The 11,888-nt window shown below is 68.6% G+C and carries 10 protein-coding genes; 5 read left to right on the top strand and 5 right to left on the bottom strand.

The window, feature by feature from the left end:
- The first annotated feature begins 34 nt into the window (after positions 1 to 34).
- The 4 genes from BJZ21_RS13595 to BJZ21_RS13580 all read left to right on the top strand — a co-directional run bounded on the left by BJZ21_RS13595 (position 35) and on the right by BJZ21_RS13580 (position 3,168).
- Positions 35 to 826: a COG4705 family protein gene (locus BJZ21_RS13595; RefSeq protein ID WP_246298502.1), complete on the top strand. Its 792-nt coding sequence runs from the start codon at positions 35 to 37 to the stop codon at positions 824 to 826.
- Between the two features lie 29 nt (positions 827 to 855).
- Positions 856 to 1,293, top strand: a complete 438-nt coding sequence (locus BJZ21_RS13590) for a hypothetical protein (RefSeq protein ID WP_179664246.1) — start codon at positions 856 to 858, stop codon at positions 1,291 to 1,293.
- 100 nt (positions 1,294 to 1,393) lie between these two features.
- On the top strand, positions 1,394 to 2,347 hold the full coding sequence (locus tag BJZ21_RS13585) for an ABC transporter ATP-binding protein (protein ID WP_179664245.1): 954 nt from the start codon (positions 1,394 to 1,396) through the stop codon (positions 2,345 to 2,347).
- Complete coding sequence (locus BJZ21_RS13580) at positions 2,344 to 3,168, top strand: ABC transporter permease (protein WP_179664244.1); 825 nt, start codon at positions 2,344 to 2,346, stop codon at positions 3,166 to 3,168. The genes BJZ21_RS13585 and BJZ21_RS13580 overlap by 4 nt, the downstream gene beginning before the upstream one ends.
- A 665-nt stretch (positions 3,169 to 3,833) precedes the next feature.
- Here BJZ21_RS13580 and BJZ21_RS13575 read toward each other — a convergent pair.
- From BJZ21_RS13575 to BJZ21_RS13555, 5 genes are all read right to left on the bottom strand, one after another.
- Entirely contained in the window at positions 3,834 to 5,153 is a 1,320-nt protein-coding gene (locus BJZ21_RS13575) for an anaerobic sulfatase maturase (protein ID WP_218851487.1), read from the bottom strand.
- A gap of 65 nt (positions 5,154 to 5,218) precedes the next feature.
- A complete protein-coding gene (locus tag BJZ21_RS13570) occupies positions 5,219 to 6,466 on the bottom strand; it encodes a cation:proton antiporter domain-containing protein (RefSeq protein ID WP_179664242.1) in 1,248 nt (415 codons plus the stop codon).
- Positions 6,467 to 6,501: 35 nt separating this feature from the next.
- Positions 6,502 to 6,654 (bottom strand): hypothetical protein, encoded by a 153-nt coding sequence (locus tag BJZ21_RS13565; protein ID WP_179664241.1) that lies wholly within the window; start codon positions 6,652 to 6,654, stop codon positions 6,502 to 6,504.
- A gap of 1 nt (position 6,655) precedes the next feature.
- Positions 6,656 to 7,114, bottom strand: coding sequence for a DUF6325 family protein (locus BJZ21_RS13560; protein WP_179664240.1), 459 nt, complete (start codon positions 7,112 to 7,114; stop codon positions 6,656 to 6,658).
- A 56-nt stretch (positions 7,115 to 7,170) separates the two neighbouring features.
- Complete coding sequence (locus tag BJZ21_RS13555; RefSeq protein WP_179664239.1) at positions 7,171 to 10,074, bottom strand: arylsulfatase; 2,904 nt, start codon at positions 10,072 to 10,074, stop codon at positions 7,171 to 7,173.
- Positions 10,075 to 10,739: 665 nt separating this feature from the next.
- On the opposite strand from BJZ21_RS13555, the gene BJZ21_RS13550 reads away from it, so the two are divergent.
- Complete coding sequence (locus BJZ21_RS13550; RefSeq protein ID WP_179663798.1) at positions 10,740 to 11,885, top strand: IS110 family RNA-guided transposase; 1,146 nt, start codon at positions 10,740 to 10,742, stop codon at positions 11,883 to 11,885.
- Positions 11,886 to 11,888: the final 3 nt, after the last annotated feature.

Genomic DNA, 11,888 nt, shown 5'->3' with positions numbered 1-11,888 from the left:
TCTTTGGCAGGGTTGTGGGCACAGCATGGGGTGTATGACGACTGCGAATGTCACATCGACGAGCCGCCGGATGCTCAACAAGGTCCCCGAGGTCACCGTGTACTTCTGGGTCATCAAGATCTTGTGCACGACGGTGGGTGAGAGCTTTGCGGACTACATCAACGAGACCCTCGGCTTCGGTCTGACGAACACCACGCTCGTCTTCTCCATCGCCCTGGTCCTCGTGCTGGTCGCGCAGTTCAAGGTGAACCGCTACGTGCCTGGGATCTACTGGCTCGCGGTCGTCCTCATCAGCGTGGTCGGCACGTTGCTCACCGACAACCTCACCGACGGCCAGGGCGTGCCGTTGTGGATCAGCTCGACGGTGTTCGCGGTCCTGCTCGCCGCGGTCTTCGGTATCTGGTACTCCCGCGAGCGGACCCTGTCCATCCACACGATCGTCACCACCCCCCGTGAAAGCTTCTACTGGCTGACCGTCCTCGTCACGTTCGCCCTCGGTACCGCGGTGGGCGACTGGACACTCGAGCTGACCGGCTGGTCGCCGGGAGTGTCGGTCCTGCTGCCGCTGGGCCTGATCCTTGCGGTGCTGGTGGCCTGGAAGCTCGGCGCCGGCCCGGTGCTGTGCTTCTGGCTGGCCTACATCCTCACCCGCCCACTCGGCGCCAACATCGGTGACTACCTCGGCTCCGACAAGAGCGAGGGCGGCCTGGGGTTGGGCACGTTCGGGACCAGCATCTTGTTCCTCGGCACGATCCTCGCCGTCGTGGTCTACCTGACGGTCACCGATAAGGACCGCTCCGAAGCCATCCACTCGGACCACGACTGATCTTGCTCGCGTCACACAAGGAGCCCGTCATGCTCGAAGAGCGAACCCTGCGCATCCTGGTCGTCTCCGACCACGCCGAACCGACTCCCGAGCTGCGGGAGGCCATCCGGCACCGTGCGGCGGCCGGAGGCGTCCAGTTCCGGCTGATCGTGCTCAACCCCGCTCGTGCCGAGCTGCACCTGCTCCATCCCGAGCGGCACGACAAGGCCACAGAGGCGGAGCAGACCCTGCGGGCGGCGCTGCCGCAGCTCGAGCAGGCGGCCGGGGCGCCGGTGATCGGTTCGGTCTCGGTGCGGCACGACCCGATGGATGCCATCGAGGAGACCATCTACAGCGAACCGGTCGACGAGATCATGCTGGCCATCCCCGCCCATCACGTCTCGACCTGGCTCCACCAGGACCTGCCGCACCGGCTGCGGCACTTCGACCTCCCGGTCACCGTCGTCGGCGCCGCCCCGACCGACTGACCCCGGCCCCGGCCCGCAGGCGAGCGGCAGCAGGCCTGACGACCAGGGGGTCGGCGGGGACCCCTGCCTATGCTGGCTAGAGCTTGAGGAAGGGACACCGATGATCGAGGCACGAGGGCTGACCAAGCGGTACGGGGAGAAGGTGGCCGTCGACGACCTCACCTTCGACGTCAAGCCCGGGATGGTCACCGGCTTCCTGGGTCCGAACGGGGCAGGGAAGTCCACGACCATGCGGATGATCCTCGGCTTGGACACACCCACCTCGGGCTCGGTGACCGTGGACGGTCAGCCCTACTCCCGTCTGGCCAAGCCGATGCAGGCCGTCGGAGCGTTGTTGGAGGCACGCGCCGTACACACCTCGCGGTCGGCCTACAACCACTTGCGGGCGCTCGCCGCCACCCACGGCATCTCCCGCACCCGGGTCGACGACGTCATCGACATGGTCGGGCTACAGGACGTGGCTCGCAAGCGCGCCGGCGGCTTCTCCCTGGGCATGGGGCAGCGCCTGGGAATCGCCTCGGCCCTGCTCGCCGATCCCACCACGCTGATTCTGGACGAGCCGGTCAACGGCCTCGATCCGGAGGGCATTCGCTGGATCCGAGACCTGCTTCGACAGTTCGCGGCGCAGGGACGCGCGGTGTTCGTCTCGAGCCACTTGATGAGCGAGATGGCGCTGACCGCCGAACACGTGATCGTGATCGGCCGGGGCCGGCTGATGGCGGACATGCCGATGGCTGATCTCATCGCCCAGGCCTCCAGCAACGTGGTCACCGTGCGCGCCCCGCAAGCCGCGGCGCTCGCCGCCGCACTGGCCGGGCCGGACGTCACCGTCACCAGCAGCGCCTCGGACCTGCTCGAGGTGAGCGGTCTGACCGCAGCGCAGATCGGCGAGCACGCCCGCGCCCTCGACATCGCGCTGCATGAGCTCACACCCCAGCAGGCATCGCTGGAAGAGGCATTCATGGAGATGACCCGCGACCAGATCGACTATCACGCCCACGCCACCGGCAGGGACCACGCCGATGCCGGCGACAACTCCGGGAGCATCGCATGAGCACGACCGATGCCCGTCCCGGCGGCGTCCGGTCAGCGGTCCGGGTCGCGCCGGTGACCCAGGGCCGGGTGCTGGCCTCGGAGTGGATCAAGATGCGCTCGCTGCGCTCCACGATGCTGACGCTGCTGGCCGCCGTGATCGCGATGCTGGCCCTGGCTTGGCTGGTGGGCTGGGCCACCAACGCCCACTGGTCCTCCATGCACCCCGACGAGCGGGCGAGCTTCAACCCGATCGACCGCAGCCTCGCGGGGGTCAACCTGGCTCAGCTGGCCATCGGCGTTCTCGGCGTGCTGCTGATCACGGGGGAGTACGCCACCGGGATGATCCGGGCGACCTTCGCGGCGGCCCCACGCCGCCTACCGGTTCTCTGGGCCAAGGCGGCCCTCTACGCCGTGGTCACGTTCGTGTTGATGCTCGTCTCGGCGTTCCTCGCCTTCCTCATCGGGCAACACTTCCTCGCCTCCCACGGGACCACCCTCGGCGCACCGCACGCCTGGCGCGCCATCGTGGGTGTTGCTGCCTACCTGACCCTGGTAGGTGTGCTGGCCATCGCCTTCGGGTGCCTGATCCGCAGCACAGCCGGCGGTATCGCAACCCTGTTCGGTCTGCTTCTCGTGCTGCCCGGCGTCGGCCAGCTGCTGCCGACCAGCTGGCAGTCTCACACCCTGCCGTACCTTCCCAGCAACGCCGGCTCGGCGATCTTCAGCGCTCGCCCCGACCCCACCGCGCTCTCCCCGGCGACCGGCCTGCTGGTGCTCTGCATCTGGGTGGCGGTTGCCCTCACTGCAGCGGCAGTGATGCTCCGACGTCGCGACGCCTGACGGCCAAAGGCACTTGGGCTCTGGTGCCCGGAGAAGCTGACCGCGGGTGCCCGCGCCAGGGCTCGGAGTAGGCCTGGTTCTCTGGGGACTGAGGCGGTGCCGCAACGACGGGAAGGACAAAGATCGGGAACCTGGCCACGGGCAGCTGCGCGGTCGCGGCACCGTCCGCTGCTGGCGTTCCGAAGATGCGGTTGTGCCGTTCCGGATCAGCGAGAGCGACCGTGCGGAGATGCGACCTCGGCGCAGGTCAGAACTGGATTTTCTACCCCCCACAGGGGCGGGGGGTAGGAGATCCAGTCGAGCAAGACTTGGGAAATCCAGCTTTGTAGTTCTGCGCGTCAGATGCCTACCCGGCCGCCAGTATGCCGCATGCGGCAGGCGTCCCCGGCGGTCGTGTGCAGCTCCGGCGGCGGTGTGTGCGTCGCCGCGCGTCGGAGCCGCCATGCCGGGGCGTAGCGCGTCGTTGCTTCAGCGGAAACCTTCCTCCGGGGAACGCGACCGCCGTAGCACGTTCGGCGCCGCCGTCAGGCCGCCGAATGGGATCGGCGTTGCCGAGATCGTGGTACAGGTCGACGAGTTAGAAGTCGCCCGGCTGGACCGTCGCCGTGACGTCCCGTACGCGCGCGAGGACCCCGATTGGGCGCCTCCATCAGACCCCGGGCGATTCAACGACGTCCTGGCCGAGGGCTGCCGCCGCGCACCGATCCGTGGCACTTCTTCCACTTCTTGCCCGAACCACAGGTGCAAGGCTCGTTGCGGCCGCGGGCCGCGTCGTCGCGGGCGTAGACGGGCATCAGCTCTGACGGGGCACGGCCCTCCCGCAGCAGCAGGACCATCGCCTGCATCGGCTCGCGGACGTGGTGGAAGAACTCCAGGTAACCCGGGCACAGGTAGTGCTGACCGGATTCCCCGTTCGGAGCGGTCGTGAATCGATCCTTGGGGCAGCCCCCGTTACAGGCGAAACGTACGTCGCAGTCGCGGCAGAACTGGGTCAGCGTGTCGCGCTTGTCCTGCCCGAACTTCCGCTGCTGCGGCAGGTCGATCAGCTCGAGCATGGTCCGATCGCCGATGTTGCCGAGTAGGTAGTTCGGCTCGACGAAATGGGCGCAGGAGTACAGGTCGCCGTTGTGTTCCAGTGCCAGCTGGGATCCACAGGTCTCCGCGTGGACACACAGGCCTCCGCCCTCGCCGTACCAAGAGGCCAGTGCCGTGTCGAACGCCAGGACGTACACCGCCCCGATGTCGTGGCGGACCCATTCTTCGAACACCTCGATCATGAACCGGCCGTACTGTTCAGGGGCGACCGAGCGTCGCGTCACCAGCGAGCCGGCCTGGACGTACAGGGGTCGGCTGCGCACCTCGCTGCCCCAGCCCTCGTCCGCGATCGGTAGGGTCTCCGGGGTCGCCCGCTCGATGATCGGGATGAACTGGATGAACGACGCGCCCAGCTCGTCACGCAGGTAGCGGTAGACCTCGCCACCGTGGTGGGCGTTCGCGGAGTGGATCGTGGTCAGCACGTTCCATTCGACGCCGTGCCTTCTCAGCACGTCGAGACCTTTCAGTACCCGGTGCGACGTGGGCTTGCCACCCTTGTCGACCCGGTAGGCGTCGTGCATCGCCGGCGGACCGTCGATCGAGATCCCGACCAGAAAATTGTTCTCCCGCAAGAAGGCACCCCACTCGTCGTCGAGCAGGGTTCCGTTGGTCTGCAGGGTGTTCAGGACCTGCTGGTCCGGACGTTTGTACCGCGCCTGGAGCTCCATCGCCCGCCGGAAGAAGTCCAGCCCCATCATGGTCGGCTCGCCGCCCTGCCAGGCCATCACGACCTCGGACGAGCTCGGGTGGGCCTCCAGCAATTGACGGATGTACGCCTCCTGCAGGTCCTCGGCCATCCGGAACCTGCTGCCGGGGTAGAGCATCTCCTTGGACAGGAAGAAGCAGTACTGGCAGTCCAGGTTGCACACGGCACCCGTCGGCTTCACCATCACGTGGAACAGGCGTCCGGGCCCTACCCCGGTGGGGGTGGGGCCCGTCGTGACCGGCCTCTGCGTCATCGCCCCAGCCCCCTGCGCAGAGGGGTGACCGTGACGGGCTCGCCGGGCTCTGGCCCCGACGCAGCCGCGACCCGGCCGTAGCGACGTGCGAGCGGTGCCGCGGTGAGCCCGTGGGCGACCACACTGATCAGGATGGTCGTTGCCAGCACGGTCACGGCGTCGTCGGCGTGCGTCCCCAGCGCCTCCAGGGCCAGGAGCGCGAAGACCAGCGAGGCCAGGCCGCGCGGGCCGAACCAGCCGACGAACAGGACGGTGGTGCGGCCCAGCCCCGCACCGATCGAGGCCACCGCGACCGGCAGCATGCGCACCACGGTGAGGCTGAGGGCGGCGTAGACGACATCGCTGGTGCCGATGCGGTCGATCATGATCGGGACGGCGACGGCTCCGAACGCCATCCACACCAGCGAGGCCAGCAGGGTTCCCATCTGCTCGAGGAACTCCAGCTCGGCCGGCGCCCGGCGACCCGCGCAGGCCCCGAACGCCACGCCGCCGCAGAACGCCGCCACGAACCCGTTTCCGTTCAGCGTCAGCGCCAAGGCATACGCCGCCAGCGCGAGGGCCAGGACGGCGATGCCGGCGAACTCCTCGGCGGCCGTCCCGTGTCGGCGGGCCTCGCGCAGCGCCACACCGCCCGCCCCGCCGACCCCGGCGCCCACCGCCCCCCCGATGAGCAGCTCGAGGGCGGCCCGCCCGGGGCTCTCGGCGTGCTCCAGACCCGCAGCAGCGGCGGCCCCCGCGATGGCCAACATCACCACCGGGGTGGCGATGCCGTCGTTGAGGCCGCTTTCGACGGTGATGAGCTGGCGGATCCGCGAGGGAACGACCGGGTTGGTCACCACCGGCACACCGAGGGCGGCGTCGGTAGGGGCCAGCGCCGCTCCGACGAACAGCGCCAACCACAGCCCGAGGCCTGGGAACATCCAGGCCGCCAGACCCCAACCGAGAAGAATGGTCAGCGGCAAGCCGACCGCCAGCAGTCGCAGGTAGCGGCCGACGTCACTGCGCAGCTCCTGCACGGGCAACCGCGCCGCGTCGGAGAACAGCACCCACACGAGCGTGAGCTCGACCAGCGGGGTCAGAGACTCGGGCCCCGCCGGGCCGTCGACCAGGTCACACCCGGCCAGAGCGACGCCGACGGTGATGAACGCGATCGGCGCCGTGACGTCCGCCCGCTCCAGGCGATTCGAGACCAGCCCCCAGGCGAACAGCGCCGCGGTCGCGACCGCGACGGCCGTGACGTCCATGGCGGGCGCTCCGATATCAGTCGGACGGGGCCGGGTCAGCGACGGTCGCGCCGGTCGTCGCGGCGGTCGCGCCGGTCCTCACGCCGGTCCTCGCGCCGATCGCTTCGACGGTTGATGCCGTGCGCCACCACGACGGCTCCTCCGACCGCGGCCACGGTCCTGCGCCTGCGCCTTGCTGCCATGGGCATGTCAGTCTCCTTCCTCGTCCGCCTCTGCGGCGTCGGCCTCGACAGCCGCGACCACCGCCTGTACTGGGATGCGGCCACTGGCGGCCAGCTGCCCGCCGGCACGGCGGACGGCGGAACCGAACGGGGCGGCCCACAGGTTCTCCCACACGAGCACGGCGGCAGAGCTCCCCGGTTGGATGGTCTCGACCAGGTCGGTGACATCCTGCTCGCTCAGCAGCATCGCCAGCTCCGTCTCGTAAGTGCGCAGCGCACCGATGTCGCTGTCCTCCATGTCGGTGGCCTCGAAGACCTCGTAACCGCCGTTCTCGTCCTTGCTCAGGAAGATCAGGTCCAGGACGCGGATCAGCTCGCGGTCGACCAGGTCCTTCAGGATCGGGGCAACCTCCCCGGTGAACTTCGGTTCAGGGAACTCGACCACGATCCAGTCGACCGGGCCGAGCTCGTCGACGTTGATGCTCATGCGTGACTCCTCTCGTGCTGCGGGTGCGCCGGACCGATCGGTCCCGGCGCGGACGCTCAGCCGGCTGCCCCGTGGGCGAGTGCGGCCTGGGCGGTGGACTCGTGGAGGGAGAGGTCGTCGTCGTGGGCATGGGGCGCGAGGTCGAAGACGACGTTGCGGACGGTGCCGGTGAACGGGTATGGCGCCCGGTCCTCGTAGTCGAGGTCGACGACGCCGCCGTTGTCCCGGGAGATGTCCATGCCTGCGTAGGTGGTGAAGATCAGCGAGACGGTGCGCGGGATGTCTCCCTCCCCGATCTGCTTGCCATCGGCCCACAGGGTGACGTGGCCACCGGTGCCTGGGGTCGCCTGGTCGGCGTCGAACAGCATCTTGAGGGTGACGTCGCCGCTGGGGATCGGCTCGGTCGAGGTCTGCCGGTAGGTGTCGATGCCGAGATACTGATAGGTGTGGTTCAGCAGCCCATTCTCGTCGACCCACAGCGCGAACCCACCGATGAAGTCCGCGAAGGCCACCAGGACTCCCTCTGCCCCACTCTTGGGCACGTGGACATCGGCCTCGATGGCGTAGGAGCGTCCGATGATCCGTGGGATCTGCGTGGTCTGGATGTTCTGCACGTCGCCGGCGAACGGGAACCGGGTCTGGGTGGGCACCGGCGGCAGCATCCCGAAGAACACCGCGAACCCGCCCAGGAGTGGCAGCACCCGGTTGCGCTCGGCCTCGGCCCAGAAGAGCTCGACCAGCTCCGCGACCTTGTCGGGGTGCTCGGCCGAGAGATCGTGGGCCTGGGAGAAGTCGTCGGGCAGGTAGTAGAGCTCCCAGTGATCCTTCCCGGGATCCCAGTCGCTGCCGGGCCCGAACCGGGCGAGGGTGGCCGGTGAGAAGTCCCAGGGCAGCTTGTCGAGCTTGGTGCAGGCCCACCAGCCGTCCTTGTAGATCGCGCGACTGCCGTACATCTCGAAGTACTGGACCGTGTGCTGCTCGGCGGCCTCGGGGGCGTCGAAGGTGTAGGCGAAGCTGGTGCCGTCCATCGGCTCCTGCTCGACACCGTCCACGACGGTCGGCTCCGGGAGTCCGATGACGTCCAGGACCGTGGGGACGATGTCGATGCAGTGGGTGAACTGCGTCCGCAGGTCGCCGCCGCCGGTGATCCTCTTGGGCCACGAGATGACCATCGGGTCGCGCGTCCCACCGAGGTGGCTGGCCATCTGCTTGCCCCACTGGAACGGCGCGTTGTTCGCGTGCGCCCAGGCTGCCGCGAAGTGCGGGGCGGTGTGGAAGCCGCCGAGCTCCGCGAGGCCGCCGTACTTGTCGATCATCTCGAACTGCTCCTCGGCGTCGAGCACCACGCCGTTGAAGAACGTGGTCTCGTTGAACGAGCCCGTCACCGTGCCCTCCATCGAGGCCCCGTTGTCGCCCCAGACGTAGATCACCAGCGTGTCGTCGAGCTCGCCCATCTCCTCGACCGCGTCGAGCATCCGGCCGACGTTCCAGTCGGCGTTCTCCGAGTACCCGGCGAACACCTCCATCTGACGGGCGTACAGCTTGCGCTCCGCGTCACTAAGGCCGTCCCAGGCGGGGTACGCCGCGGGTCGCTCGGTGAGCTCGGTGTCGGCCGGAACGATGCCGAGCTTCTTCTGCCGTTCGAGAGTCTTCTCGCGGTACACGTCCCAGCCGTCGTCGAACTGGCCCTTGTACTTGTCCGCCCACTCCTTGGCCACGTGATGCGGGGCATGGGTCGCACCGGTGGAGTAGTAGACGAACCACGGCTTCTCGGCGTCCTGGGCACGGACCGCGTGCAGCCACTCGACCGCCTTGTCGGTGATGTCGTCCGGGAAGTAGTACAGCTTCCCGTCCGCCCCCTCGGGAACGCCGAGGGTCGAGTTGTCCTGGGTGATGATCGGGTCGTACTGACCCGCGGCCCCGGTCAGGAAGCCCCACCAATGGTCGAAACCCCACCCCGTGGGCCAGTGGTCGAACGAGCCCGCCGCGCCCATGTCATGCCCAGGAGTCATGTGCCACTTGCCGAACCCGCCGGTGACATACCCGTTCTCCTTCAGGATGCGAGGCAGTGCGGTGCAGGACCGCGGGCGGATACCGGTGTAGCCGGGGAACGGGGCGGGGAACTCGGCGATCCCGCCCATTCCCACGCGGTGGTGGTTGCGACCGGTCAGCATCGCGGCGCGGGTCGGGGAGCACACCGCGGTCACGTGGAACCTGTTGTAGGTGATGCCCTGCTGCTGCACGCGGGTGAGGTTCGGCGTCCGGATGCCACCGCCGAAGGTGTCGGGGCCGCCGAAGCCGGCGTCGTCGATGAGGATGATGAGGACGTTGGGCGCACCGTCGGGTGCCTTCGCCGGCGCCACGATGCTCCAGTCGCCCTCGGACTCGTCGATCGTCCGACCGCCGACCCCGCTGAAGCTTCGGTCCGGCATCGGGAGGACGCTGCGATCGGGCTTGAACTTGCCCATCGCCTCGGACAGCTTCGCCTTGAGCTCGTCGATCCCGCGCTCGTCGCTCTCCACCACGGACTTGAGGGGTGCGCCCGGAAGGGCCCGCTCGACGTCGAGGCGGGACTCGGCCGGGAACACGCCGATGATCACCGCGGTGCCCGCCTTCAGGGCGGCACCCACCTGCGCCTGGACGGTCGCGGTGAGCTTGTGGCCGGCGAAGTGGCCGACGACCCCACCGGCCGCCGCGCCCACCGCCACCGCACCGAGCATGGGCGGCGCGAATACCCCCACGAGCAGGCCCGCGCCCCCGCCCCAATCCGCGCCACGACGACCGAGGTGGTTCCCTGTGTCCAGCAGTCGAGGTGTCCCGTCGGTGTCCTTGCCGACGAGGATCATGCCCTGGCTCGACAGCTTCCTGGCCCCGACCTGACCCGCCAGCGCGCGGAACTCGGCGGTGGCGACCTCGACATCGGGGTAACCCGCCACGATGAGCATCTGCGTACTGGACATGGTCCGACCCCGTCTCTCGGCTCCGGTCTGAGCGCTCACTAGGAGGCTGGCCGCGGCCCTCGGGGGTGCCACAGAGGCAAAAGACCCGGGTAGGCCGCGGTGCGACCCGGCTCCGACGGGCAGCGGGCGGCGGGCGAGACTCCGGGTTTCGCGGAGGGACCCATCGTTGCCCCGGTCTCAACCCGGACGCCGGAGTGATCACCGGTGGCCATTACTTCCCAGGTAAGGGCCTTCTCGACGGACCGTGCAGCCCGTCATGGCGACAAGGTTGACTTCACCGGCTGCGACTAGCCGGCCAAGACCTCACCGGACTGACGCACCACAGCGACTGAGGAGTCCAGTATCGAGCGATCCGCTACACCGAGAGATTGGCCGAAGCTGAGGCCGTCGCTCCGGTTGGGTCGAAGGGCGATTCGTATGACTGCGAGCATCCTGTCTGCGCCACCCCCTGGGGTCTGACCCTTGCTTATGACCGGCCCTGCGGGTGCCCTCGCGTTGACGTGTCGGCCTCGGGTGGTGGCGTTCACCAGGCTGCTGGCCGGGTGGGCAGTGACCTGATAGGAGCCTGACTCGACCAGGGTCTCATCGCAGTCCTGTCCGCCCACTCCGGCCAGCTGAGCCATGGACAGCCCGCCCGGAAAATGCGAGAGAGGATCCACAGCCCGATGCCCAGCATGCAGCTTCGCCGCGACGATGTCATCGTCGGCGTCGACACCCACAAGGACAACCACGTCGCCGTCGCGATCGACGGCCTTGGCGGTCGACTCGGCGACATCATCGTGCCCACCACCATCGCCGGCTTCGAGGAGCTCCTCGCCTTCTGCCTGGCATTCGTCGGGCCCGCCGGTCGCCTGATCGGGTTCGGCATCGAGGGCACCGGCTCCTACGGAGTCGGTCTGGCTCGCTACCTGCGCAACCACGGCCACGACGTCCACGAGATCGCCCGGCCCGCACGCGCGGTGGAACGCCGACTCGCAGGCAAGAACGACACCATCGACGCCGAGCACGCCGCACGCCAACTCCTCGCTGGACACGGGCTGTCGACACCCAAGACCGCCGACGGCGCGGTCGAGATGATCAGGCTGGTCAAGATCGCCTACGACGGTGCCGTTCAGGCGCGCACCACCGCGATGATCACGCTCAAGGCGACCCTCGCGACCGGGAGCGAAGCACTTCGTGCCGAGCTGGAGAAGCTCACCGACCACAAGCTGATCACCGCGTGCGCGGCACTGGAAGGCCCGGCTCCTCTGCCGCCCGTCCGGCGTGGAGCGCCCGCTGTGGTCGTGCCTGGCGACCCCGACGCTGCGATGCGGCACGTGCTCTCATCGATGGCGAAGCGTTGGCTCGCGTTGCACGAGGAGGCCAAGGCACACGCCGCATCGCTGAAGGCCCTCACGGCAGCCGCGGCGCCCCAGCTCGTCGAGGCCGTCGGCGTCGGCTACGACACCGCCGCGCAGATGCTGATCACCGCCGGCGACAACGCCAACCGGATCAAGTCCGAGGCGGCATTCGCCAAGATGTGCGGTGCGTGCCCGATCCCAGCCGGATCAGGCAAGACCAACAACCGACACCGCCTGTACCGCGGTGGGAACCGCCAGGCCAACGCAGCGCTGTATCGCGTTGTCATCGTTCGCATGAGATGGCACCAGCCGACGATCGACTACGTAGCCCGCCGCACAGCCGAGGGCATGTCGAAGCGAGAGATCATCCGGTGCCTGAAGCGCTACCTGGCTCGCGAGCTCTTCCGGCTTCTGCCAGCACCGGACGCCGTCGCCAGTCCAGTCGGCAGAGAGCTCGAAATCGCGGCCTGAACG

Source organism: Nocardioides panaciterrulae, assembly GCF_013409645.1.
In the GTDB taxonomy this organism is placed as follows: domain Bacteria; phylum Actinomycetota; class Actinomycetes; order Propionibacteriales; family Nocardioidaceae; genus Nocardioides; species Nocardioides panaciterrulae.
Note: the sequence above shows the minus strand (reverse complement) of the source record. Positions and strands in the feature narration are given on the sequence as shown.

What these genes read in the sequence shown, in the direction of transcription:
- BJZ21_RS13595 (WP_246298502.1), top strand. Translation starts at nt 35, where the DNA reads ATGACGACTGCGAATGTCACATCGACGAGCCGCCGGATGCTCAACAAG.
- BJZ21_RS13590 (WP_179664246.1), top strand. Translation starts at nt 856, where the DNA reads ATGCTCGAAGAGCGAACCCTGCGCATCCTGGTCGTCTCCGACCACGCC.
- BJZ21_RS13585 (WP_179664245.1), top strand. Translation starts at nt 1,394, where the DNA reads ATGATCGAGGCACGAGGGCTGACCAAGCGGTACGGGGAGAAGGTGGCC.
- BJZ21_RS13580 (WP_179664244.1), top strand. Translation starts at nt 2,344, where the DNA reads ATGAGCACGACCGATGCCCGTCCCGGCGGCGTCCGGTCAGCGGTCCGG.
- BJZ21_RS13575 (WP_218851487.1), bottom strand. Translation starts at nt 5,153, where the DNA reads ATGGTGAAGCCGACGGGTGCCGTGTGCAACCTGGACTGCCAGTACTGC.
- BJZ21_RS13570 (WP_179664242.1), bottom strand. Translation starts at nt 6,466, where the DNA reads ATGGACGTCACGGCCGTCGCGGTCGCGACCGCGGCGCTGTTCGCCTGG.
- BJZ21_RS13565 (WP_179664241.1), bottom strand. Translation starts at nt 6,654, where the DNA reads ATGCCCATGGCAGCAAGGCGCAGGCGCAGGACCGTGGCCGCGGTCGGA.
- BJZ21_RS13560 (WP_179664240.1), bottom strand. Translation starts at nt 7,114, where the DNA reads ATGAGCATCAACGTCGACGAGCTCGGCCCGGTCGACTGGATCGTGGTC.
- BJZ21_RS13555 (WP_179664239.1), bottom strand. Translation starts at nt 10,074, where the DNA reads ATGTCCAGTACGCAGATGCTCATCGTGGCGGGTTACCCCGATGTCGAG.
- BJZ21_RS13550 (WP_179663798.1), top strand. Translation starts at nt 10,740, where the DNA reads ATGCCCAGCATGCAGCTTCGCCGCGACGATGTCATCGTCGGCGTCGAC.